The sequence below is a fragment of the Actinoplanes oblitus genome, from assembly GCF_030252345.1.
GTDB classification, from domain to species: Bacteria; Actinomycetota; Actinomycetes; order Mycobacteriales; family Micromonosporaceae; genus Actinoplanes; species Actinoplanes oblitus.
Window position 1 is genome coordinate 6,138,704 of the sequence record NZ_CP126980.1, and the last position, 24,968, is coordinate 6,163,671.

Consider the following 24,968-nt stretch of genomic DNA (forward strand, 5'->3'; position numbering starts at 1 on the left):
GGCGCCGCCGGACCGGGTCACCCCGGGCTAGCCGACAGCGGTCCCCTCCAGCTCGACCAGCTGGCCCGGGATCGCCAGCCGGGTCACCCCGAGCATCGTCGTCGCCGGCGCCACCCCGGCCGCGCCCAGCCGCGCCGCCAGCAGACCGTAGTGCGGGAACAGCTGGTCGACGTCGGTGGTGTAGACGGTCAGCCGGACCAGGTTGGCCAGCGTCATGCCGGCCCCGGCGAGGACCGCCTCCAGGTTGTCGAGGCTCAGGGTCAGCTGGGCGGCCGGGTCGCCGTCGTGCCGCGGCTTGCCGTCGGCGTCCATCGCGGTCTGTCCGGAGCAGTACAGGGTCCGGTTCTGGCCGGTGACCAGCTCACCCTGGTTGAAGCCCAGCTCCGCCGACCATGCCCACGGGTTGATCGCCGTACGTTCCAATGCCATGTGCGCGCTCCACCTTCTCGTCTCGCAATGCCTGCCGGGGAGCCTGCCGCCGAATCACGACATCCTGTGTCGGGTATTCGGTAGGGTTCGCGGATGCGCGCCGATCGGCTGGTCTCGCTGGTGTTGCTGCTCCGGCAGCGCGGCCGGTTGACGGCGGACACCCTGGCCCGCGAGCTGGAGGTGTCCACCCGGACCGTGCTGCGTGACATCGAGGCGCTGTCCGCGGCCGGCGTCCCGGTCTACGCCGAGCGCGGCCGGCACGGCGGGTTCGCGCTGCTACCCGGCTTCCGGACCGAGCTGACCGGGCTGAACCACGACGAGGCCCTGGCGTTGCTGACCGCCGGATCGGGGTTCGGCCTCGGTGCCGCGCTCGCGTCGGCCCGGCGCAAGGTGGCCGACGCGCTGCCGGCGAGCCATCGGGCCACCGATCGCCTGCTGGTCGAGCCGGAGACGGACCTGCTCTCCCGCCGGCAGGTCACCGAGGAGGTGCCGGCCGCGCCGATGGCCGAGGTGCGGCGGGCGGTGCTCGCCGGGCGGCGGCTGCGCGTCCACTACGCGGCCGCCGGCCAGGAGCCGCGGTGGCGCACCGTCGACCCGATCGGCCTGGTCACCGTGCGCGGCCGGGGATATCTGCTGGCCACCCGGGGCGGCGAGGACCGCACCTACCGGCTGTCGCGGGTGCTGGCGGCCGAGGCGCTCGCCGTGCCCGCGCAACGCCCCGACCGGGTCGACCTGGACCGGATCTGGGCGGAGCGCCGCGCCCGGTTCCTCGCCGACGGCCACCTCACCGTGCTGGTCCGGGTGCACCCGGACCGGCGGGAGGATCTGCTGGCCAGCGCGGTGGCGGTCCGCGCCGAGGAGCCGGACCCGGACGGCTGGCTGCGGCTGGAGGTGACCTTCCAGGACTCCTGGCATGCGGAGTGGGCACTGTGGCAGCTCGCCACGCAGGCGGAGGCGCTGTCCCCGCCGTCGTTGCGTACCGCCCTGGCCGGTCGGGCGGCGGTGCTCGCCGCCCGCTACGCGGGGTTTTCTGTCGGACCCTCGGAGCAGGATGACGGGGTCGGCGAGAGGCGGGAGGTCGGTGCCGTGGCGTTGCGGGTGGATCTGACGTTCGACTGCGTACGAGCGGCCGAGCTGGCGGCGTTCTGGAAGGTCGCGCTGGGCTACGTGGACGAGCCGCCCCCGGCGCCGTTCCGGACCCGGGACGAGTGGGTGGCGTCGTTCGGGGAGCCGGCGGACGACGAGGGCGGGGGCGCCTGGTTGCACGATCCGGACGGCGCCGGGCCGCGGCTGGTGTTCCTCGAGGTCCCGGAGCCCAAGGTGGCAAAAAATCGGCTGCACATCGACGTCCGGGTGGGCAGGCACGGGGAGCCGTGGCCGCGCATCCTCGCCAAGGTCGCGGAGCTGCGGGCGATCGGCGGGCGGGTGGTGGCCACCTTCGACGGGCATCACGTGGTGATGGCCGACCCGGAGGGCAACGAGTTCTGCGTGGCGGCGTGAGCGGTCGGCGGCATGCGGCGGCGGTGGCTCCGGCGGCGACGGCGTGGTGCCCGACGTCAGTGGCGCCGCCGGGTGCCGGGCGCGGGTGCCGGGCGGCGACTCAGGTAGAGCAGCCCACCGCCGGCCACCACCAACCCCAGGCCGATCAGCACGGCGAGCGCCGCCGACCGCCCGGTGACCGGTGCCGTCCCGCCCGGCGCGGCGCCGGGCCGGCCCGGTTCGGCGGGCTCGGCCGGCTTCCCGGGCTTGTGCGACGTGGACGGCGTCGGCGTCGATGTCGGCGTCGGCGTCGGACCGGGAGCCGGCTTCTTGGCCGGCACCGCCACCGTCGACGGCGCCTCCGCCGTCACATCACCGGCGTCCGGATCGACCAGGTCCCCCGCGATTCTCGCCTCGAACGTCTGCTTCCCCGCCGCGATCTGCTTGGTGGTCAGGTGGTACGGCGCGGACTCGCAGGTCACCGACGCGCCCGGGGCGATCCGGACGGCTTCGCAGGTGACCGCCGCCGGCAGCCCGGTCACCCGGACGTTGAGCAGGGTGACGTTGCCGGCGTTCGTGACCCGGACCGTGGAGATCACGGTGTCCTCGGGTCCGAGCTGCCCGTCGCGGTCGCTGTCGGTCCAGACCGCGGTCTGCGTCCCGGTCAGCTTCGGGGCGGCCGCCACCAGCGGCACCGTCGTGTTGGACACCGCGGAGGCCACCGCCAGCTTCGAGCCCGGCACCGTCCCGCGCGCGACCGCCTCGTCCACCAGCGGCGTGCCGGCGTCCATGTCCGCCTGGGTGACCCGGTACCCGGTGCTCGCCGCGCAGGTCGTCCCCTCGCCGGGCGCCAGCCGGGTGCTCTGGCAGGTCACCGTGCCGCCCCGGGCATGCTCGACGCTGAGGTCGCCGACCGTCACGTTGCCCCGGTTGTACACCGCGTACGCGTACCGCAGCAGCGCCCCGGTGGTGATCCCCGGGCCCTCGGCCGCCACCGACGCCCGCGCCGCCGACGCCACCCGGGTGGTCAGCTTGATCTCCAGCGCCGGATCGCCCGCCGCCACCGCGACGCTGCCGCGGAACGGCCCGAAGCTCCGCACCCCGCCCGGCGACCGGGCGGTCACCGACATCTCGGTGGTGATCGGCCGCCCGCTGTCCACCTCCTCCTGGGTGACCGGGTGCGCCGGCCCCGCCGTACAGGTCATCGCCTCCCGCACGGCCAGCCCGGCCTTCGGGCAGTCGACACCGCCGGGCCCGCCGGCGTCCACCCCGGTCATCGTCTGGTTGCCGTTGTTGACCACCCGGTACGTCCAGCTGACCGTGTCCCCGGCGATCGGCCCGTCCTGCCGCTGGACCGGGGACACCTTGCCGACCGCCAGCACGTCGATCGACGGCGCGCCGGCCACGACCGGTATCCAGGTGGTGGCCGCCCCGAAGCTCCGCAGCGGCCCGCTGCCGACCTGCCCGGTGATGGTGGCCGTGCTGGTCAGCGCGTCACCGGCGTCGATGTCCGCCTGGGTCACCGGGTATCCGGCCGAGACACAGGTCATGCTCGCGCCCGGGCGCAGGCTGACCGCCGGGCAGCTGCCCGTGCCGGTCCGGCTGTCGGTCAGGGTCAGGCCGCGCATGCTGAGCGTTCCGGTGTTGGCGACGGCGAACTCGAACGCGACGACGTCGCCGGCCGCGACCGCGCTGCCGTGCTCGGCCGGGGTCACCCGGGTGGCGCCGGTGGTGACGGTCAGCCCGGCGGCGCCGCTGCCGACCGGAACGCTCGCGGTGGTGGTGGCGTAGGTGACGGGGGCCGGCTGGCCGGGGGCGCGGGCGGTGACCCGGGTGGTGGCGGTGAGCGGCACCGCGGCGTCGTAGTCGTCCTGGGTGACCTGGTACGACGGCCCGCCGATGCAGTTGGCCGTCCCGCCGGGCGGCAGCGCGAGCAGATCGCAGGTGGCGGTCCCGGTGAGCGAGTCACTGACCGTGTCCAACAGCATGCTGACGTTGCCGCCGTTGTCGATCCGGTGGGTGACCGAGATCCGGTCCCCGGGCTGCACCGCCGTGGTATGCCCGGCCGGCGAGACGTTCGGGAGGCTGGTCACCGTCAGCAGCGGCGCGGCCGCCACCACCGGGACCGGCACCGAGCCCTCCGCGCCGACCGGCACGGCGCCGGGCGCGACGCTCCGGGCATCCACGATCACGTCGTTGCGGACCGGCGCGCCGGCGTCGATGTCGCTCTGCAGGACCGTGTACGGCGCGGCCGACGTGCAGGTGAGCGTGCCACCCTTCGGGATCACGGCGGCCGGGCAGGTGACCGACGCGACGTTCGAGTCGGTCACGCTGACCGTGTCGAGCCCGACGTTGCCGGAGTTGCTGATCGCGTACGCGTAATCGATCGTGTCGCCGACCCGCACCGGTGCCGTCGGGCCGGTCCGGGTGACGGTGATGTCCAGCGCGGGCGCGGCCGCGGCCACCTGCACCTCGTTGACCGTCGACGGGAAGCTGGCGCTCGGGGTGGTCGAGGTGGCGGTGGCGGTGTTGGTGACCGGGCCGCCGCTGTCGATGTCCGACTGCCGTACCTGATAGCCCGGGCCGGGCAGGTGGTCGCAGGTCATCGTCGCGCCGATGGCCAGGTCGGCCTGCGGGCAGGTGATGGTGTTGCCCCTGGTGTCGGTGACCGTGATGCCGTTCATCTGCACGTTGCCGTTGTTGGTCACCGCGTAGGTGTACGCGATCCGGTCGTTCACGGCGGCCCCGTGCTGCCGGCTGGGCTCGTCGACCGTCGACGTGATCACCGTGGACAGCGACGCGTGCGCGACGGCGACCGGCACCCCCGAGCTGAGCTGGCCGTACGTCGTGGGCAGCACGGTGTCCGTGTTGAGCGCCTGCACGGTCACCGTGTCGGTGACCGGGGTGTTGCGCAGGACGTCGTTCGAGTCCACGGTGTAGGTGGCGCCGGTGCAGGTGGCGGTGCCGCCGACCGCCACGCTGGTCGGCGCGCAGGTGGTGGTCCCGCTCAGGCTTCCGGTCAGGGTCAGCGAGGTCATCGGCAGGTTCCCGGTGTTGCGCACCTCGTAGCTGTAGGCGATCGTGGCGTTCACCCCGGCCGGCGTGGCCGAGGCGACGCTGGTGGAGCGGATGCTGAGGGCGGGCGCGGCCGGCGCGGCGGTGACCCCGGCAGTGGCAGTGTTGTTGCCGGCCACCGGGTCGGTGCCGTCGGCCGCGACGATCCCGGTGCCGTCGTTGAGCGTGCCGCTGCCCACGGCGGTGCCGTGCAGGGTGAGCACCCCGGCCGGCCCGGGGCCCGGCGTCATCCGCTGGATCGTCCAGCTCCGGGTGCCCGCGTCGTAGGAGCCGTTGGTGGCCGTCCCGGAGGAGATGCTGAGGCCGGGGTCTGGGCTCTCGCGCAGCACCACGTTGGTGGCGTCGGACGGGCCGTGGTTGATCACCCGGACCTCGAACTCCACCTCCTCGGACTGCACGATCGCCGGGCTGCTGGTGGTGACCTTGACGACCTCCAGGTCGGCGTGCTGCTCGACGCTCCTGGTGGAGGTGACGCTGTCGTTGCCGCTGTCCGGGTCCGGGGTACTCGACGACACGGTCGCGGTACGGCTGTAGACCGGACTGCCGTACCCGGTGGAGAGCAGCACCCCGGCGAAGGTGATCTGCCAACTCGCCGACGCGGCGAGCGTCGCCAGGTTGCAGACGTATGTCCCGCCGTCCGGGGTGAAGCCGTTGACCACGGTGCCCTGGAAGGTGCAACTGCCGCCGCTGGTGGTGACCGTCGGGACCGGCCGGCTCGCCGGGACGGCCTGGCGCAGCACGACACCCTCGGCCCGGGTCTGCCCGTTGTTGGTCACCTGCACCACGCCGGTCACGGTCTCCCCGGCGACCAGCGCGGACGGGTCCCCCGGGTTGCTCAGGGTTTGACTGACCGCCAGGTCGGCGCGGAGCAGCACGGTGAAGTTGATCGTGTCGGTGTCGTTCGCCGCGTTGGTGTCGGTGGTCGGCGAGATCACGGTGGTGCTGGCGAACCCGGGCCCGGCGTGCGCGTTCGCGCCGAGCGTGGCGGTGCCGCGGAGCGGGACGCTGGCGCCGGCCGGCAGGGTGCCGACCGTGCAGGCGTTGGCGGTGCAGTACGGGCTGTTCCGGACGATCGTGACACCGGGCGGGGTGACGGTGTTGAAGGTGACGTTGGTGGCGTCCGACGGCCCGTAGTTGGTGACCGTCAGCGTGTATTCGACGGTGTCCCCGGCGTACGCGCTGAGCTGGCTCAAGCCGAGCCGCACGCCGACGTCGGCGACCTCGGTGCCGGCCGACTGGACGGAGAAGTTGTTGTTCGCCGCCGACGGGTCCGGGGTGCTGGAGGTGACCGAGACCGCGTTGTTCACCGCCCCGCCGCCGGACGACTTGAGCGTCATGTTGACGGTGACAGTGGTGCTGGTCGACGGCATCATGTCGGCCAGCTGGCATTCCAGCGTGCCGATCGCGGTGACCGCGCAGGTGCCGCCGCCGGCGCTGGTGTATGTCGCGGTGGCCAGCGGGATGACGTCGGAGAGCACCAGGCCGCGGGCCACCGACGGGCCGGCGTTGGTGATCGTGGCGGTGTAGGTGATCGGTGAACCGGCCACGCCCGGTGTGTTGGTCATGGTCACGCCCACGTCGGCGAGGGTGGCCACCGCCGCGCTCACCGACGCCGCGTTGTCCGCCTGGCTCACCTCGTACGTCGCACTCGTCACCGACGCGGTCAGCGTGGCCTGCGCCCCGGGTGTCGCCTGCGGTATGACGTCGCCGCTGACCGTCATGATCCCGGTCGCCCCGGGCGCGAGACCCGCCAGGTCGCAGCGGGCGTTCTGCCCACTGATCACGCAGCCGGCCCCGGCCATGCTCGCCGCGATGTTCCCGATGCCGAACGGCACGTCCGCGCTGACCTGCACACCCGTGGCGGTGCTCGGCCCGTTGTTGGTGACCGTCAGGTTGGTGGTGGCGTTACGCCCGGCCACCACCCCGCCGGCCCCGACCACCGCGCTGATCCGCAGGTCCGCCGCGGCGCTGACGCCGGTGCCGACGGTGTTGCCGGTCGAGGTGAGCCGGTTCCCGGAGATCGGCTCGGTGTAGGCGGCGGCGCCCTCGGTGCTGAGCGTGGTCTCCGCCGCCGAGGTGTTCACCCGCACCTGGTAGCTGAACGATCGCGCCTCGCCCACCGGGATCGTGCCGCCCGCGCCGCTCGTGGCGCCCGTCCCGGCCCGCACCCGGACCGTCCGGGTGGACGCGTCGTACTCGCCGGTGTCGGTGTCCGCGGCGTCGCTGACCGAGCTGCTGCTGGAGCCGGTGATCGTCCGGATCGAGCCGGGCACGAACGTGGTGCCGGCCGGCAGGGCGTCGCTGAGCACGGTGAGCTTGGCCGGGTTGCCGCCCCGGTTCTCCGCGTTGACCGTGTAGGTGAGCACGTCCCCGGCGTTCGCCGACGCCGCGCTCACCGCCGTGGTGGTGAACAGGCAGGCCGCCGTACCGAAGGCGATGCCGTCCAGGAAGTTGCCGTACGTCGGCTTGTTCTGCGCCGACGAGATCGACTCGAACGCGAACCGGGTGGTGGTCTGTCCGGGCGGCACCGTGTAGGTGTTGGCCCAGGTGCCCCAGCTGGTGGGCTGGTCGGCGATCGGGCCGCCGCTCTGCACCAGCGTGCCGCCGGCCGGGCCGATCTTGACGGCCATGGTGTCCAGCCCGAGCCGGCCGCGGTGCTTGAGTTCCCAGCGCAGCGTCTGCCCCGGGGTGGTCGGCAGGTCCTGGTAGAGCGTGGAGACGAAGTTCGCGTTCAGCTCGACGAACTGCACCCCGGAGCCGGCGTTGAAGGTCTGCCGGACCTCGTGCCACAGCTCGAACACGCGGTCCGGCGCCGTCGTCTTCCAGCCCGGCATGTCTGGGCCCTCGTTGATCAGCGACATCGAGTTCGCCGCGATCGCCGGTGACTCGAAGTCACCGTTGCTGAGGTTGACCGGGGCCGCGCAGACGCTCTGGGCGGCCGTCGCCGTCTTCACCGGCGCGACGGGTACCAGCAGGCAGCAGAGGACCAGCAGAAACAGGACCAGCAACCGGTGCGCGCAGTGACGGAGGACCACGAAAAGTCAAACTAATGCCGGAAAGCGGGTGGTTTTCGTGTTTCGCGGAGATCATCCGATCCGAACCACGCGCGCCCAATCCGGCGGCACCGCCACCCGGTGATCGTGGTCCTCGTCGGTCGGCCGGCGGAACAGGCCGACCACGGTCCGGCACGGCGGCGGCGAGCCGGGCCACGGCGTCCAGCCGTCGGTGAGCACGACGATCACGTCCGGCCGGGTCCGCAGCGCGCTGGCGAACCCCTCGCGCAGGTCGGTGCCGCCCCCGCCGATCAGCGGGATCCCCTCACCCCGGCAGATCGGCAGCGCCACCCCGGCCGCCGCGTCACACGAGACCACCCCGAGCAGCTCACGACTGCCACCCACGGCCCGCCCGATCGCCGCCACCTCCAGCAGCGCCATGCCCAGTTCCTCGTCGCTGACCGACCCCGAGGTGTCGATCACGACGCAGACGCGAGGCGGGTTGCGGCGCAGGGCCGGCAGCACGACGCGCGGCAGCGCCGCGGCCCTCCGGGCCGGTCTACCGTACGTGTAGTCGTCGCCCGCCCCGGCCGAAGCCGTCGCCGCCCGCACCGCCGCACCGAGCAACTCCTGCCACGGCTGCGGTGGGTGGAACGCCTCCTCGGCCCACCGCCGCCAGCCGCGCGACGCCCGGCCGGGTTGTCCGTTGATCGCCTCGGCCACCCGGAACCGGACCGCGTCGCGTTCCTGCTCGGTCAGCCCGTGCGCGCCGTCCGGCCCCCGATCCCACGGCCGGTCGCCGCCGTCGGCGCCGCTGCCGCAGTCCAGCCAGGCGTACCCGTCGGTGAACGGCCCGAGCCGGAACATCGGCAGGTAGTCCTCCATCAGCCCGGCCTCGGGCAGCCGCAGATCCGCCGGATGCACCGCGCCGGCCGGGCACGGCAGCCCGTCGCCGTACACGTCGTCGTTGATCTCGCAGTCCGCCGCGATGTTGAGCCGCAGCCGCACCCCAGGGCCGGTCAGCTCATGCGCCTTGACGTAGCGGTCGCCGCGCCCGTGGTGGTCGCGCAGCAGGTGCGACACCTCATGCACCCAGACCGCGGCCAGGTCCGCCAGCGGCATCCGGGCCACGAAGGCCGGGGACACGTAGCACCGCCAGTACCGGTCCACCGCCATCGTCGGGACCTCCGGCGACTCGACCACGTGCAGCGCGAACAGCGCCGAGGCCAGGTAGGGCCGGGCCCGGACGGCGAAGAGCCGGGCCGCGTACAGCTTCTCGGTGTCCAGCGGCGCGCTCATGCCGCCCGCCGCGCCACGTTCATCGCCCCGGCCAGCCGTTCGATGCCGGCCGGCAGCGGCCAGTCGTCGCGGCGCAGCCCGGCCAGGTTCCCGGCGGGCACCACCAGCAGGTCCGGCGCGCCGTCCGCGAGCGCCCGGACCAGGATCGCCCAGGCCGCCTCCCACCGGTCACGGTCCGCGTGGCGCCGGACCGCTTCGACGACCCCTTCCAGTACGACCTGGCGCAGGTCCCCGCGCTCGGGCAGCACCGCCGCCGACGGGTCGGCGAGCAGTTCCTCCGGATCGGGCAGGTCCAGCCGGTCCAGCCCGGCCAGCAGCTCCAGCCCCGGACCGTCCCCCACCACGCCCCGGACCAGCATCGACAACACCTCGCGCGAGGTGCCGGCAGCGGTACCGAACGCGATCAGCCGGACCGCCATGTCCCAGGTCCGCGGCGACGGCCAGGCCCCGCCCCGCTTGGTCTCCGACGACGGCAGCTGGTGCACCAGCTTGGGCCGGGCGGTCAGCAGCTCACACACCGCCCGCCGGGCGTACGCCACCGAGGCCGCGAGCCGCTCCGGGTCGAGCCGGGGCAGCGTGGTCCGCGGCCAGGTCCCGCCCAGCCCGCGCACCACCACCTCGTGGTCGTAGGTCCACTGCAGGTGCACGAACCGGTTGGCCAGCGGCGCGCTGAGCTCCCAGCCGTTGGCCGCCGAGCCGCGCGGATTGGCGGCCGCGACGATCCGCACGCCGGGCGGCAGGGTCAGCGCGCCGACCCGGCGCTCCAGCACCAGCCGCAGCAGGGCGGCCTGCACGGCCGGCGGGGCGGTCGACAGCTCGTCCAGGAAGAGCAGGCCACGGCCGCTGGCGGCGAGGCGTACCGCCCAGTCCGGCGGGGCCATCGGGACGCCCTGCACTGCCGGGTCGGCACCGAGCACCGGCAGGCCGGAGAAGTCGGTCGGCTCGTGCACGCTGGCGATCACCGTGGTGAGCGGCAGGTCGAGGGAGTCGGCGAGCTGGTTGAGGGCGGCGGTCTTGCCGATCCCCGGGTCACCCCAGAGCAGCACCGGGAGGTCGGCCGCGACGGCCAGGGTGAGCGCCTCCAGCTGCGTGCTGGGGCGCGGCTCGGTGGTCGTGTCGGCGAGCAGGCCGAGCAGGTCAGCGGCGATGTCCAGAGTCATTCTTCACCTTTGTGATACGGCGGCGGGGCAGCGGGACGTTCTTGGGCGGGCAGTGGCCGGCCAGGCCGGCGCGGTACAACCCGTAGGTGAGGTGGCGCTCGGCGGTCCGGGCGAGTTCGTCGCGCAGCGGCCCGTCGCGCAGCGTCGCCCCCGGTCCGAGCAGGGCTTCGACGGCGGCGAGCGCGCCCGGAAGGTCACCGTGGTCGAGCCGGGCGCGGATGTCGGCGAGGGTGTCCGGGCGGCGGATCGCCCGGTCGATCACCCGGAGGCAGGGCAGCGGAGTGCCGCCGAAGGCCACCAGGATCTCCTCCCGCAGCAGCTCGTCCGGCTCGTGGTCGAGGGCGGACAGCACGCCGTCGACCAGGCCGACGCGATGCCGCTCCCCGCGGCAGTCGACGAGCCGCATGCCGCTTCCGGCTCCGGCCGGCTCACGGCTTGCCGGAGCGTGGCCGGGCGCCGCCGCCGCACCGGCAGCGGGAGCAGGACCGGACACCGCCGCCGCACCTGCAGCGGGAGCAGGACCGGGCGCCGCCGCGCCGGCAGCGGGGGCGAGGGCGGGTATCAGGGACTCGGCGACCAGGGGGTGCAGCTGTCCGGCTTCGATCAGGCCGGCGCGCAGCAGCTCCAGGTCCGGCAGCAGCCAGGTGGCCGCGTCCGGCAGGACCAGCGCGGACGGCTCCAGGGCGCGGCGCGGGCCGCCTCCGGGTTCCTTGCCAGCGGGCAGCTCACGATGATCACGAGCGGTCAGGCGTACGAAAACCGGGTCGTCCTCCCGGCCCTCAGCGGACCGCAAGATCTCCGCCTCGGCCGCCCACCGGTGCACGGCGCAGCCGTCGAGGCCGGCCGGCGACACCGCCGCGTCGCCGGGCCAGGTGGCCGCACCGGCCCGATCGGGCAGCTCGGCGGTGTGCCTGTCGTCCCAGAGGTGGCGGTGCAGGTCGAGGCGGAACCGGCGGTGCGGGCGCGCGTGCGGGTGCCGCCCGTCGGCGGCCCCGTCCCAGAGCGCGAGCGCGATCCGCTGATCGGCGTCGGCCCAGGCGGGCGGGGTACGCGCGACCAGGTGCAGCCGCGGCGCATAGCGGGCCAGCGACACGGTGACGCCGGGTCGCAACAGGCCGGACTCCACCCGCGGGAAGTGCCAGCGCAGCAGGTCGGGAACGAGATGCCGGAGGTCGGAGCGGACCTCGGCGGCCAGTTCCGGGCCGTGCCGACGACCGATGGCCCGCGGATCCAGCTCGGGATCGACCCGGGAGGCGGCACACGCGCCGGCCCAGTCACCGGCCAGTCGCCGGGCGGCAGTCGACTCGATCATGGTGGGCGGCACGGCGAACTCGCGCACGCGCTGCCAGGCGAGGAGACGGGGATGACCGTCCAGGAGGGAGCGCATCAGCACTCACTTCTGGTGGGCATGTCCCCCTTCCAGAAACTCGAGGTAAGCATCGCGGGGCAGCATAGCCGACCTCCGTGATGCCGTCACCCCGATATTCCGCGCCGCCAGCCCCTCGGCGCGGTCGCCGGTCCAGGCGCTGCCGGCTCCCGGCGCCGCCGCTGGTGCACTACCGTGCCCGTGTGTCACCCGATGACCGCGCCCCGGCCGACCTTCCCCGCCCGCCCCGCGACCGGACGGACACCGCGCCGCCCGCTGACCGCGTCCCGGCCGGCCCGCCCCGCGACCGGACGGACACCGCGCCGCCGCCCGGTGACCGGCTTCGGGTCGCCATCGGTCAGGCGGCGGACGGCACACCCGTCCGTCTCGACCTCAAGGAATCCGCGGACGGCGGGATGGGCCCGCACGGGCTGGTCGCCGGTGCCGGCACGCCGGAGCTGCTGCGGGCCGTCGTACTCGGCCTGGCCGCCACGCACGTCCCGGACGAGGTCACGTTCGTGCTGCTGGACGCGGCGACCGGCGCGTTCGACGGCCTGGACCGCCTGCCGCACACAGCGGTACTCCTCGACGCGTCCCGGCCCGATCTCGTGCCGCGTCTGATCGAGGCCCTCGAGGGCGAATCGGCCCGCCGCAAGCGCCTGCTGGTCGCGGCCGGTTGCGCCAGCCACGGTGCCTACCTGCGGAAGACCGCCAACCACCCGCCGATGCCCGCGCTGGTCCTGGTCGGCCAGCAGGTCTCGGCGTTGCTGGGCGCCCACCCCGAACTCGCGGACGTCCTCCGCCGGCTCGGCTGGCTGGGCCGGGCCCGGGGCATCCACCTGTTGCTGTCCGCCGCCACCGATCCGGAGGTCCACGGGCTGGCCGGTTACCTCTCCTACCGGATCGCCCTGCCCGGCGCGCCCGCGTTCATCCTGGACTCCCCCGCCGCCGGGCCTGTCCTGCCGGGCCACGCCGTCCTGCGCACCGGCACCAACCGGACCGTTCCTTTCACCCCGGTCGGCCCTACTCCCCCGGGCGCTACTCCCGTCGGTGCCACCCCGGTCCGCCCTACCCGGTCCGGCAGCGCCCCCGCCGGCCCCGCTCCGGTCGGCACCACTCCGGCCGGCGCCACTCCGGTCAGCGCCACTCCGGTGGGCAGCGCCCTCGACCGGCTTTTCACCGGGCCGCCGCCCACGCACCGGATCTGGCTGCCGCCGCTCGACATCTCGCCCACCCTGGACGAACTCGCCGGCCCGGCAGTGTCCGATCCCGATCACGGCCTCGCCTTCGCCGACCGCTCCCTGCACGGCGCGTTGCAGGTCCCGCTCGCGGCGCTGGACAAACCCCGCGACCACCGCCGCGACACCATCTGGCTCCCGGTAGCCGGCAACGTCGCGGTGGTCGGCGCCGCCGGCAGCGGCAAAACCACCATCTTGCGTACGATCATCGCCGCGCTCTCGCTGTCACCCGGCACACCCGCCGCCCGCATCGTCGCACCCGACTCCGTCGCGGCCGGCTACCAGCGACTTCCGCTCGTGCACGGAGTCCTCGGCACCTCCTCGGCGACCGACGATCTGAAGCGCGACCTCTACACCCGCCTCGACGACCCGCACGGCGACACCATCGTCATGATCGACGGCTGGGCCGAGTTCCGGGCCGCACACCCGCACTGGCACGAACTCCTCCTGGAGATCGCCCAACGCGGCACCGCCCGCGGTGTGCACCTGATCGCCACCGCCACCCACTGGTCAGATTTCGATCAGGGTTTCACAGACTACTTCGGATCCCGTCTGGAACTTCGCCTCGCCGACCCGGCCGAGTCCGCGATCAACCCCGCGACCGCCGCCACGATCCCACCCGGCCGCCCGGGCCGCGGCATCGTCGCCGCGCCCAAGGGCGCCCTGCACTTCCTGGCCGCCCGCCCCGAACTCACCGCGACCCCGGAAGCCGACCTGCTCCGCGTCCTCACCACCACCCCGAGCCCGGCGCGCCCGGACAGGCAGCCCTGATCGCCTCTCCACCACGGCCGCACCCCACCACGCCGTCTCGCCACCCCACGTCAGTACCACCGGCAGCCGCATCCCGCGCCGGGACAGCAGCCACGGGTCTGATTTCCGCCAGACCCGGTGTGGGCGGCAGACGCACGATGGCGGCATGACCTTCGAGATACATGCCATTTCGCCGGCGGTGCTGGAGAGAGCGCGGGCGGACGCCGCGCGCTCCGGCGGGCCGGGCTTCGCACGGATGGTGGCGACCGGCGGGGAACCGCTGCGCTGTTGCCTGCGGGACGCCGAGGCCGGTGAGGAGCTGCTGCTCTTCACCTACGAGCCGCCGCTGCCGGCCAGCCCGTACCGGGAAGTCGGCGCCGTCTTCGCGCACGCCGCGACGTGCGCCGGGCCTGATCCTTCCGGCGCCGCGAGCGGCGAGCATCCGGCCGGGTGGCGCGGACGGCCGCAGGTGCTGCGCGCCTACGACGAGCGCGGCTGGATCCATCCGAACACCCGGGTGCACGACGGGTCCGACCCGGACGGAGCGCTCGCCGCGGTCTTCGACGATCCGGCCGTCGTCCAGGTGCACAGCCGGAATGTCGCCTACGGCTGCTTCATGTTCGTGGCAACGCGTAGCTCACGATGAGGTATCAAACGAACGACTAGTTATTATCCGACTAGATGACGCATGACTATAGTTCGAGTGTGTCCCGATATCTCATGGGAGCCGGCGAGATCGCCAGACGACTCGGGCTCAGCCGCCAACGTGTCCAGCAGCTCTCCGAGCGCGACGACTGGCCGGACCCCTACGACGAGCTGGCCATGGGACGCGTCTGGCTGATCGCCGACATCGAGGCGTGGATCACCCGGCAGCGCTCCGAGATCGCCGCCCCGGACGCCGACTTCATCCGCGATCCGCCGGCGGGACCACCCGCCTCGCGCACCGATGGCTCCGCCCCGCCGGCCGCTGTCCCCCCTCGACCGGCCAACGTCCGCAAGCCGCCGACCTGACGATCCGTCCGGGCAACGGCCTCCCGCCAGCCGGCAGGGCTCGCCACCCGTCGCGCACGCCCACCGCCTACGCCTGCCGCCCACCGCCAGCCGCGAGCCGCCAACGCCTGTCGCCCACCGCCAACGCCCGCCGCCCCACCGCCAACGCCCACCGCCAGCCGCCTACGCCCGCCGCCCCACCGCCACCGCCTGCCGCCCACCGCCCGCCGCCCACCGCCAGCCGCTCGCCGCCGTCATGACAGCCGGACATCCTTCGGGTCGCGCTGTCAGCCGGCATGACGTGCTCCGTGGGCGTGGCAGCCGGCTCGGGAAGGTGCTCTGGTTAACTGTGGCCATGGGGCTGTTCACGCTGCGGGAGGCACGGTCGGAGCTGGAGCGGCTGCGCCCCGTCCTGGAGGAGATTGTCACGGTGCGGGCCGACATGGTGGAGTTGTCGGCCGCGCTGGTTCCGGGTGGGGAGCCGACGCCGCTGGGTGGCCTGCCGGAGCGCAAGGCCGCGGAGGCCCGGCTCAACGAACTGATGACGGTGATCCAGGAGTCCGGGGCCGAGCTGAAGGGCGTGGCGCCGCTGCTCATCGACTTCCCGGCCGACCTGGACGGGATACCGGTGCTGCTCTGCTGGCTCGAGGGCGAAGCCGAGCTGGGCTGGTACCACCGCCCTGACCTGGGCATCGCCGGCCGTCGCCGCCTCCCCGGCTGACCACCCTGCACCGGCTTCCTCAGCCGGCCACCCACCGCCCTGACCGGTCCTGGTCAGCCGCTCTCTCCCGGACGTGTCCTGGCCGCTTTCACCCTGACCTGTCCTGGCCGCTCTCACCCTGACCTGCCCTGGCCGCTCTCACCCTGACCTGCCCTGGCCGCTCTCACCCTGACCTGCCCTGGCCGCTCTCACCCTGACCTGCCCTGGCCGCTCTCACCCTGACCTGCCCTGGCCGGTCGAGGCGGATTCACACGCGCCTCGGGGTGTGCCCGCTGCGGCAGGGCACCTGGCCGGAGGACGGCGAGCACGGCCGGTGGGTGGCACGGAGCGACTCGCGGTGTGGCGGGTGACCCCCGTCGCGATCAGGAAGCGACGGCGACCGGAACCGCGCCGCGGACCATGTCGCGACCGGCGGACTTCGCGGCATAGAGGGCGTTGTCGGCGCGCTCCAGCAACCGCTCGCTCGGCTCGGCCCCGTCCCACACCGCATACCCCACGCTGCACGTTTCCGCAGCCGGGGTAGCGGCCCGCAACCGGTCCAGGATCTCGGCCGCCGCCGCGTCACCGCAGCCGGGCAGGGCGATCACGAACTCCTCGCCGCCCCACCGCGCGATCAGGTCGCCGTCGCGCAACTGGGAGCGGAACGCCGCCGCGGCGGTGATCAGCAGGTCGTCGCCGGCCGGGTGGCCGTACGTGTCGTTGTACCGCTTGAAGTGATCCAGGTCGGCGATCGCCACGGCCAGCGGCTGCCCGTCCGCCCGGGCCGCGGCGAGCAGCTCGGCGAACCGGGACTGCCAGGCCCGCCGGTTCGACAGTCCGGTCAGCGTGTCGGTGTACGCCATCTGCTCCAGCCGCGACAGCAACCGCTCGTGCTCCAGGGCGAGCGCCGTCTCGTCGGCGAGCAGCGCGACCGCCCGGGCGCGCAGGTCGCTGACCGAGGTGACCCGGGTCCGCCAGCTCACCACCAGGATGGCGACCACCCGGCCGTCGGCGATCACCGGCTGCCACATCATCGAGCGGGCGCTGACCAGCCGCAGCAGGGCCGCCGACACTCGCGGGTCGTGGTCCGGGTCGGCGAGGAAGACCGGCTGCCCGTCGCGGTACACGCTCGCGATCATCGAGGTGCCGTTCATCGGGACCCGGGTGCCGGCCACCTCGACGCCGACGTCGCCGGTGACCACGAGGTCGGTGCCGTCCGGTTCGAGCAGGCTGACCGAATCGGCCTCGGCCAGCTCGCGGACCGCCTCGATGATGGTGCCACGGGCGTCCTCGCCGGTGCGGATCCGCCGGGCGGCGGCGGAGACCGCGGCCAGCAGCCGGTCCGACTCGCGGACGGTGCGTTCGGCGACGTGCCGGTCGGTGACGTCGTGCAGGTGGATCAGCATCCAGTGCCGGGTGTCCGTGCGGTCCAGCACGCCGGTCCGGCCCACTGTCAGCCACGCCCAGCGCACCGATCCGTCCGGGCGCACGTACCGCATCTCCCGCCCGGCCGGGTCGATCGGCACGCCCGGCTCGACGTAGGCGTGACTGCTCGCCCCGACCAGTTCGTCGGCAGGCATCCCGACCAGGTCGCAGAAGGCCGGGTTGACAGCGACGAAGACACCGTGCTCGTCGGCGATCCCGACCCCGGCCGGGGACGCCTGGAACAGGTTCTCGAAGCGTTCCAGCACCACCGCCAGTTCGTCCCGGGCCGCGCGCAGGTCACGCTGCCGGCGCCGCAGCGCCTCGTGCAGGATGACGCCGAGCATCGCGGCCATGCCCAGCTGCGCGGCGTAGTAGCCGAGTTCCGGGGTGCGCAACCGCTGCTCGGTGGCGACCGCGGCCGCCCAGCCGGCGCAGCCGAGCAGGCCGGCGAGGACCGCGGTACGCCGGGCCGGGACCGCCCCGCCGACACCGACCAGGGTCAGCAGCAACGTGGTGGTGTAGTGCAGCTGCGCGGTGATCGCGACCTGGGCCACGGCGACCAGCACCGGGAGGTAGACCAGGTTTTGCCAGGCCCGGCGGAAACCGGCTCCGCGAGTGGCCGCCACCAGCAGGACCGCCGCGGTGACGGCGGCCAGCGAAGTGAGCACGATTCGGGCTGCCCCGGTGAGCATGAGGCAGTCGGCCAGCATCAACGCGACGTAGTACGCGGCCAGCGCCGCACGCCGCCACCGCGCCGCCGGCCCGTCGTCCGGGCACCGCGCGCCTGCGGCCGTGCGGACGGTACCGCCCGGGCCGTCGTGCCGGTCAGCGCTCAACATTCCTCCCCCTGCCGACCAGGCCAGTCGACCGCCGCCGCCGCGAACTGAGGAAATAGGGACGACGGCAGTCGCCCTCGACCACCGCCGCCCCGAGCTGAGGGAACAGGGCGGCGGCGATCGCCTCAGGCGCCGATCAGCGCGGCGACGGCCGCCGCGGTGTCCGGGAAGCCGGTCAGCAGGACCGCCGGCCCGGCGCTCCCCGCCGCGTCGGCGGCCACGGTCCACTCCCCCGGGCAGCCCAGCAGCCCGGCCACCGCGTCGGTGGTCGCCGGCTGCGCCGCGAGAAACGCGCCGACCGGCCCCGCCGACGCCGTGCGCGCGGGGACCGCGGGCGCGGACTGGCGGGCGACCCACGGCGCGGTCCACGAGTCGATCGCCGGCAGCGCCCCCGGAAACGTCCGCCCGGCCTCCCGGGTGAGCACCGGCACCAACTCCGCGGCCTGCTGTTTCAACGTGGTGATCAGGTTGGGCAGCCAGGGCAGCAGCACCGGGTCGGGCAGCTGTCCGAACGCCTTCGACAGCGTCTCCACCACGAACGGCGCCAGCCGCGGCACCGGGTCGAGCGCCTGCACGAACCCGCTCACATACTGCGGGAACGCCGGCACCACCAGCGGGTTGCCGAGCAGTCCGTCGACCCGCTCCCGCAGCTCCGCCAGGGACAGGTCGCCGAGCTGGTTGCGCGCCGCCCAGAGCAGGGCGATCTTGGCCGGCACCTCCGGGTGCGACTGCCGGACGGCGATCTCCAGCTGGGTCCGGTCGCAGCCCAGGGACAGCGCCAGGCTCTCCATGCTGAACAGGAAGCCGAGCATCGCGCCGACCTGCCGCACCCCGGTCTCCTCGTCGACGAAGGCGGTCGGCAGCAGGGTGCAGTAGTGCGCGTACCCCTCCCGCACGAACCGCTCGCACCAGGACGGCAGCACCGGCGTGGTGGAACGGTAGTGCCCGAGCAGCCGCCGGATGCGCCGCAGCACGTGCGGTGCGTCGTCGACGGTCCGCTCGGCGGAGAGCAGCTCGACGGCGCGGACCCCCAGCTCGTCGGTGAGCCGTGGGCTCCGCAGGAACAGCATCGAGTTCTCCACCGCCTTGAGCGCGGTGGCAGCCGTCGCCTTCGGATCCCAGGCGTCACGGCGCAGCCGCTGCTCCAGGACCTGTTCGACGGTGACACCCTCGTAGCCGAGCTCGATGAGGGTCCGCTGGTGGCGGCCCAGGTCGAGGTCCCAGCTCTCCTGGATGTGTTTCTCACCGAGCCGGCGGCTGCCCATGATCGGCCGGACCGCCTGGTCGGGCAGCAGGTAGCGGAGCATCCAGAGCAGCTGCGAGCAGGCGGCCAGCTCGGGCCGGGCGGCCAGGTCGAGCAGCGCGCGCTGGATGCTGCGCTGCTGCAGGTTCAGCTCGAGCGGGGCGAGCCGGTCGTAGACGTCGCGGGCCAGCGGCGGCATCGCGGCGTAGCCGACCTGGCCGATCCGGTCGCCGCCGAGCAGGATCTCGCAGAGCCGCTGGACGTCCCGGCGGCCCGGCACGCTGTCCTTCTCGATGCAGGTGACAGCGGCGTCCTGGAAGTCGTACGGCGTCGGCCGCGCCCGCCCCCGCATCCCGGCCAGCAGGATCGACGTCTCGAACACCGCGATGGCGTCGGCGGTGCTGGCGAGGTACCCGTTGGAGCGGGCGAGCCGGACGATGTCGACGCACCAGCCGCGCAGCTCCTCCTCGTCCAGCCCGTCGAGCGCGGGCGGCCCGGCGAGGTAGCCGGTGAGGTGGTCGGTGATCGGCCCGGTCCCGGCGACCGGCGCCGGCAGGCGGCCGCCTTTCTGCCCGTCGAGCCGGAACGGTTTCAGCCGGAACCGCGTCAGCTGTTTGCGCCAGGTGGCGGCGGCTATCGACACCGAGCCGGGCGCCAGCCCGAACTGCGCCTCGATCGCCGAGTGGCTGGACGGGATCAGCCCGTAGAGCCAGGTCGTCGCGGTCCGCGGGGTGATCGCGAAGTCCGGCGTGCCGGGCGCCGAGCCCACCTCGGGCAGGCGGCTGGCGGCGTGGAAGGCGCCGCAGACGTAGAGGCAGTCGGCCGGGTCGGCGCCGGTGGCGGCGAGGTGCTCGCGGATCCGGGTCCACATGTAGCGTTCCCGGTCCTCGTCGCTCGCGTAGCGCCTGGTGTCGTGCGGGGCCAGCCGCCGGAACAGGCTGCCGACCAGCGTCATCACCTGCCGGTACGTCTCGTGGTCCGCCCCGGCGAGGGGCTGCTCCACGTACTGGTCCCACCACTCGGACCAGTGCCGCACCCGGCCGTGGTGCAGCAGGTGCTCCTCCAGCTCGGCGAAGCGTGGCCGCAGGTCGCCGATCTCCACGCCGACCGCGTCGCCGTGCAGGTCCTCCTCCGGCTCGGTGGCCTCGGCGTGTCCCCCGAGGTCGGGCTGCCACTGGAAGACGTGGTCGGTGGACCGGTCCACCAGCACCAGCTCGACGCCCGGTGTGTCCAGCGCGTACGCGATCGCCTGGTACTCCGCGGACGCCTCGGTGATCGGCGCGATCACCGACAGCGGTGCCGACTCCGCCGGAAAGCCGTCCAGCTCGGCGGCGAAGGCCTGCAGGGCCACCGGCAGCCGGCAGTTGCGCAACTCGGTCAGCAGCGGCTGCAGGTCCTCGCAGAGCTCCAGGTAGATCACCCGGGGCTGTTTCTCGCGCAGCCGCCGCAGCATGGCCAGCGCGGAGGACGGCGAATGGTGACAGACCGGGAAGATCTCCAACGGTTCCCGCAACGCGTGGTCGACATCGTCGACGATTCCGGCGAGGATCTCGGGCAGCGCCGCCGGGCCGTCCGCCAGCGACTCGGCGGCGCCTAACAGTTGCGCGCGCAGCGGATCGAAGGGGTTGCTCACGACAGGGTCGCGATCGCCTTGCGGCCGCCGTCGAGGAAGCCGTCCCACTCGCCGCTCTGCTCCTTGGCCCGCGGCTCGATCACGCCGTGCCAGTACTTGTTGAGGATCGCCAGGTCCTCGGGGCTGCGCCGGGCCAGCGAGCCGACCAGCGACCCGGCCAGGGTCGCCGAGGTGAGTGTGCTGGCGCCGAAGAAGTTGCTGTGCAGGATGGCGTCCTCCAGGACACCGATCTGCTCGGCTGTCGACAGCGCCGACTCCAGGCGCTCGTCGTCGCTGCTCGCCGACGCGGACGCGGCGCGCAGGTCGGCGAAGCTCTGCAGCAGCACGTCGAGCAGGGTGGGCGGCACCTCCAGCTCGATGTTGTGCCGGCGCAGCAGTTCCTCGGTGCGGAACCGGACGATCTCCGCCTCGCTCTTCTTGTTCGTCACCACCGGGATGCGGACGAAGTTGAAGCGCCGTTTCAGCGCCGAGGACAGGTCGTTGACGCCCCGGTCGCGGCTGTTCGCGGTGGCGATGATGCTGAAGCCGGGCTTGGCGAAGACGATGTTGTCGTCGTCGAGCTCGGGGATCGACACGTATTTCTCGGAGAGGATCGAGATCAGTGCGTCCTGCACGTCGCTGGTGGACCGGGTCAGCTCCTCGAAGCGGCCGATCACGCCGCCCTCCATCGCCGTCATGATCGGCGACGGGATCATCGAGGCACGGGACTGGCCCTTGGCGATCACCATCGACACGTTCCACGAGTACTTGATGTGGTCCTCGGTGGTGCCGGCGGTGCCCTGCACGACCAGCGTCGAGTTACGGCTGATCGCGGCGGCGAGCAACTCGGCGAGCCAGCTCTTGCCGGTGCCCGGATCGCCGATCAGCAGCAGGCCGCGGTCGGAGGCGAGGGTGACGATCGAACGCTCGACGAAGCTCCGGTCGCCGTACCACTTCTGCCCGATCTCGCGGTCCAGGCCGTCGGCGCGCTCGGAGCCGAGGATGAACAGCCGCACCATCTTGGGGCTCAGCCGCCAGGAGAACGGTTTCGGGCCGTCGTCGATCGACTCCAGCCAGTCCAGCTCCTCGGCGTACTTGATCTCGGCGGGGGCGCGCAGCATGTCGGACATGGGGGAAGCTCCTAACAGGGTTCAGACGAGGAAGTTCTTGAGCTCGGTGACGAGCTTCTTGATGTGGCCGGACAGGACCGGGGTGCCCTGGTCCTTGAAGCGCTGCCGGAACCACGGGTTGACGCTCTGGTGGCCGCCGCTGCTGACCGAGCCGACCGGGATGAACTTGACGCCGGCCCGGTGGATGGCCTGCATGCCGGTGAAGACGGCCTGCTCCTGCCACTCGTAGAAGTCGGAGATCCAGACGACAACGGTGTTGCGCGGGTCGGTGATCTTCGGCCGGGCCAGGTCGAGCGCGACGGTGCCGTCGGTGCCGCCGCCGAGGTGGGTGTGCAGCAGCACCTCGAACGGGTCGTGCACCCACGGGGTCAGGTCGAGCGCCCGGGTGTCGTAGGCGATCAGGTGCACGTCGACCTTGGGCAGGCCGGCGAAGATCGAGGCGAGGATGGTGCAGTTGACCATCGCGTCGACCATCGACCCGGACTGGTCGACGACGACGATCAGCCGGGCCGGCTCGATCCGTTTCGCGGTCTGCTTGTAGTAGAGCCGGTCCACGTAGAGCCGCTCGTCCTCCGGGCTCCAGTTCGGCAGGTTCTTCCAGATGGTGCGGTCCAGGTCGAGGTTCCGGAAGATCCGTTTCGGGGGCACGGACCGGTCGACGGTGCCGGTGCTGGCCTGGGCGACCTGGGTTCGCAGTACCTCGGCGACCTCGTCGACGAACTTGCGGATCAGCGCCTTCGCGTTGGCCAGGGCCACCCCGTCGAGGTTGTCCTTGTCGCGCAGCAGCTGCTCGATCAGCGACATGCTGGGGGTGAGCTGCCTGGCCAGCCGGTTGTCGGCCAGCACCTCGCGCAGCCGCATCCGGCTGACCAGGTCGCCCTCGATCCCGGCCAGCACGCCGCCGAGCCCGGAGGCGTCCGCGGGGCTCAGCCCGGCCCCGCCCGCACCACCGATCCCGGCCGAGCCGTTGCCGGCCCCCCGGCCGCGCAGCTGCCCGGGCTGGCAGCCCATCGCCCGCTCGAACCAGCCGGCGTCCGCCTGCCAGCGCTGCAACTGCTCGGCGGTGACGTTCCCCGAGCCGGTGGCGAAGACGTTGAGCAGCAGTTTCGACACCAGGGCGGCGCGCCGGACCTCGCCGTCGCGGTCGTCGCCGGGCGCGGCCACCAGGCTGTCGAACTCGGCCTCCAGGCCGGGGAACCGCTGCACCACCGTGTCGACCGAGACCGACGGGTCGAGCAGCGCCGCGGGCAGCCCGAGGTCGCCGACGATCGCCATGCTGCCGGACTCGAGCGCCGCCTGCTCCTCCGGGTCGAAGAGCCGGGCGATCAGCCGCCAGTAGAGGACCTGCCTGCGGGTCTGGTCCGAGGAGGTGGTCATTTGCGCAGCAACCTTCCCGCGCGCTCGCGCAGCACGTCGACCGCCGTGCCCGCGGCCGCCTCGGCTTTCGCCGCCTTGGCGTCGGTCGGGCCCAGCGCCCAGTCACCGACGTGCACGGCGACCGGCTTCTTTTTGACCAGCGCCTGCACGGCGAGCGGCTGCAGCAGCCACCGCCCGTCCCACCGCAGCAGCCCGAGGCAGGCCGTCGAGGCCGCCACCAGCGCCGGCGTGAGCGGCCCGGCGGCCGGCAGCCGGTCCAGGTCGAGCGCCACGCTCACCCCGCCACCGAGGTCGAACGCCTCGCCGGCATGCCGGTAGCCCTCCAGCAGCACCGGCTCGGCGAGCACGCCGGGGTGCCTGTCGAGCGGCGCGACCGGCGGCGCGCAGGCCGCCCCGAGGCGCACCCGGGCCGCCGCGAACGGGTCGACCGGCTCCCCGGCCGCCGCCCGCGACTCGTCCCAGATCAGATCGCCGCCCGGCGTGAGCGCCATCCCGGACACCTCGACGGCCCGGTGCTCGGCGAGCACCGCCCGGAAGATCGGGAACGCGGTCAGCATCCGCCACGCCGACGGCCCGCTGATGGTGTCCACCTTGGCCGCCGCGACGCTGGTGCGGACCAGCCGGACCGCGCCGTCGGCGGTCTCCAGCAGGCCGTGCGCCTGGGCCCGGAAGACGGTCGGATGCTCGTGCAGGTCGACCCCGAGGATGACCAGCCGCCCGTCGGCCGGGGTGGTCGCGAAGGCCGGGTAGTCGTCCTGGGACAGCAGCAGGGCCCGGGACCACAGGTCGGCCCACCGGCGCACCGGCACCCGCGGCAGCGTGGCCACCGGGGCGGCCGCGCGCAGCTCGGCCGAGAACCCGTCGAGCAGCACCGCGAGGCGGCGGCCGCCGGGCGCGGCGAGCAGCGACTGCACCGCCGTCGCGGCGCCGCCGGCCAGCTCGTGGTCGACGCCGTGCCAGCCGGCGATGGCCAGCTCGCGCAGCCAGGACCGGCTCCCGGCCAGCAGCTGCTCGGGACCCGGCACCGGAACCGCGGACAGCGGAGAGCGGGTCCGCCCGAGCGCGGTGTCCAGGACCGCCCGCAGGGCGTCGTGCGCGGCGCCCAGCAGGGCGACCCGGGCACCGGCCAGGGTGACCAGGTGCTCGTCGGTCACCGTACCGGCGATGATCTTGCCGACCGCGTCGCCGACCCGATCCGCCAGCGGCGACCCGGCGAAGGCGGCGGCCAGCGCCCGCAGGGCGGCGGCACGCTCCTCGTCGATCCGGGCCAGGCCCGGCACCAGGGTGTCGTCGAGACCGTCGACCAGGGTGAGCGCGTCGGCGAGGCCGTCCGGAAGCTCCCGGAGAGCGAGCATCAGCGCACCGCCCCGGCGGCCGGGAACCAGTGCAGCTCGGCGAGCGGGTCGGTGGCCGGCTCGACCTCCAGATAGGTCAGATGGCGCAGGAAGCTGGCGAAGACCTCGGCGGCCCGGTTCGGCGCGGTGGTGGTGTGCAGGCCGGACCAGAGGTTGTCGCTGTCGTCGGCGAGCTCCGCCCTCAGATAGCGGGCGACCCGGGACAACCCGTACTGCGCGACGGCGGCGTCGGCCAGCGCGCGCAGGTGGTTGCACGGGTGGCTGCCGCCGGCGAGGCCACCGCACGGACGGTTGTTGTTGGTGTTGCAGCTCAGTCCGTGGTCACCCGCCGTGATCGACGAGACGTAGACCCGCTCGACATCGGAGCCGCTCGACACCACCCCCTGCAGGCGTCCGTCGGCCAGCTCCACGAACGGCACCTTCGCCAGCTTGCGCGCACCCACCGGCGCGATGACGAGTGCTGAGCTGCGCCGCTCGTAGGCGACGCCGTCACTTGTCACAACCAGTCCCT

Annotated in this window: 16 protein-coding genes; 5 read left to right on the top strand and 11 right to left on the bottom strand. The window is 73.5% G+C overall.

What is annotated here, in order from left to right; all coding sequences use genetic code 11:
* Positions 1–27: 27 nt before the first annotated feature.
* A complete protein-coding gene (locus Actob_RS27725; RefSeq protein ID WP_284914771.1) occupies positions 28–429 on the bottom strand; it encodes a RidA family protein in 402 nt (133 codons plus the stop codon).
* Between the two features lie 93 nt (positions 430–522).
* Here Actob_RS27725 and Actob_RS27730 point away from each other — a divergent pair, with 93 nt between their 5' ends.
* A complete protein-coding gene (locus Actob_RS27730) occupies positions 523–1,929 on the top strand; it encodes a VOC family protein (protein WP_284914772.1) in 1,407 nt (468 codons plus the stop codon).
* Positions 1,930–1,985: 56 nt separating this feature from the next.
* On the opposite strand, the gene Actob_RS27735 is transcribed toward Actob_RS27730, so the two are convergent.
* From Actob_RS27735 to Actob_RS27750, 4 genes are read right to left on the bottom strand one after another with little or no spacing between them, the layout of a single operon-like run.
* Positions 1,986–8,018, bottom strand: coding sequence for a COG1361 S-layer family protein (locus Actob_RS27735; protein ID WP_284914773.1), 6,033 nt, complete (start codon positions 8,016–8,018; stop codon positions 1,986–1,988).
* A 51-nt stretch (positions 8,019–8,069) separates the two neighbouring features.
* The gene (locus Actob_RS27740) at positions 8,070–9,275 is read right to left on the bottom strand and encodes a vWA domain-containing protein (protein ID WP_284914774.1); all 1,206 of its coding nucleotides are present in this window, start codon (positions 9,273–9,275) and stop codon (positions 8,070–8,072) included.
* The gene (locus tag Actob_RS27745; RefSeq protein ID WP_284914775.1) at positions 9,272–10,435 is read right to left on the bottom strand and encodes an AAA family ATPase; all 1,164 of its coding nucleotides are present in this window, start codon (positions 10,433–10,435) and stop codon (positions 9,272–9,274) included. Before Actob_RS27745 ends, Actob_RS27740 begins: the two co-directional genes overlap by 4 nt.
* Positions 10,413–11,822, bottom strand: a complete 1,410-nt coding sequence (locus Actob_RS27750; RefSeq protein WP_284914776.1) for a hypothetical protein — start codon at positions 11,820–11,822, stop codon at positions 10,413–10,415. Before Actob_RS27750 ends, Actob_RS27745 begins: the two co-directional genes overlap by 23 nt.
* A gap of 182 nt (positions 11,823–12,004) precedes the next feature.
* Between Actob_RS27750 and Actob_RS27755 the strand changes: the two genes are divergently transcribed.
* The 4 genes from Actob_RS27755 to Actob_RS27770 all read left to right on the top strand — a co-directional run bounded on the left by Actob_RS27755 (position 12,005) and on the right by Actob_RS27770 (position 15,500).
* Positions 12,005–13,810, top strand: a complete 1,806-nt coding sequence (locus tag Actob_RS27755; RefSeq protein WP_284914777.1) for an FtsK/SpoIIIE domain-containing protein — start codon at positions 12,005–12,007, stop codon at positions 13,808–13,810.
* Between the two features lie 145 nt (positions 13,811–13,955).
* Positions 13,956–14,435: a DUF1203 domain-containing protein gene (locus Actob_RS27760; protein ID WP_284914778.1), complete on the top strand. Its 480-nt coding sequence runs from the start codon at positions 13,956–13,958 to the stop codon at positions 14,433–14,435.
* Positions 14,436–14,494: 59 nt separating this feature from the next.
* Entirely contained in the window at positions 14,495–14,800 is a 306-nt protein-coding gene (locus Actob_RS43925; RefSeq protein ID WP_328518391.1) for a hypothetical protein, read from the top strand.
* 334 nt (positions 14,801–15,134) lie between these two features.
* Entirely contained in the window at positions 15,135–15,500 is a 366-nt protein-coding gene (locus Actob_RS27770; RefSeq protein WP_284914779.1) for a DUF2203 domain-containing protein, read from the top strand.
* Positions 15,501–15,862: 362 nt separating this feature from the next.
* Here Actob_RS27770 and Actob_RS27775 read toward each other — a convergent pair whose 3' ends face one another.
* The 6 genes from Actob_RS27775 to Actob_RS27800 form a co-directional block, all read right to left on the bottom strand.
* A complete protein-coding gene (locus Actob_RS27775) occupies positions 15,863–17,743 on the bottom strand; it encodes a sensor domain-containing diguanylate cyclase (protein ID WP_284914780.1) in 1,881 nt (626 codons plus the stop codon).
* A gap of 122 nt (positions 17,744–17,865) precedes the next feature.
* The gene (locus tag Actob_RS27780) at positions 17,866–20,616 is read right to left on the bottom strand and encodes a DUF5682 family protein (RefSeq protein WP_284914781.1); all 2,751 of its coding nucleotides are present in this window, start codon (positions 20,614–20,616) and stop codon (positions 17,866–17,868) included.
* Complete coding sequence (locus Actob_RS27785) at positions 20,613–21,725, bottom strand: ATP-binding protein (RefSeq protein WP_284914782.1); 1,113 nt, start codon at positions 21,723–21,725, stop codon at positions 20,613–20,615. The genes Actob_RS27780 and Actob_RS27785 overlap by 4 nt, the downstream gene beginning before the upstream one ends.
* 21 nt (positions 21,726–21,746) lie before the next feature.
* Positions 21,747–23,102, bottom strand: coding sequence for a vWA domain-containing protein (locus tag Actob_RS27790; protein ID WP_284914783.1), 1,356 nt, complete (start codon positions 23,100–23,102; stop codon positions 21,747–21,749).
* Positions 23,099–24,457: a hypothetical protein gene (locus Actob_RS27795; protein WP_284914784.1), complete on the bottom strand. Its 1,359-nt coding sequence runs from the start codon at positions 24,455–24,457 to the stop codon at positions 23,099–23,101. Before Actob_RS27795 ends, Actob_RS27790 begins: the two co-directional genes overlap by 4 nt.
* Entirely contained in the window at positions 24,457–24,957 is a 501-nt protein-coding gene (locus Actob_RS27800) for a hypothetical protein (RefSeq protein ID WP_284914785.1), read from the bottom strand. Before Actob_RS27800 ends, Actob_RS27795 begins: the two co-directional genes overlap by 1 nt.
* Positions 24,958–24,968: the final 11 nt, after the last annotated feature.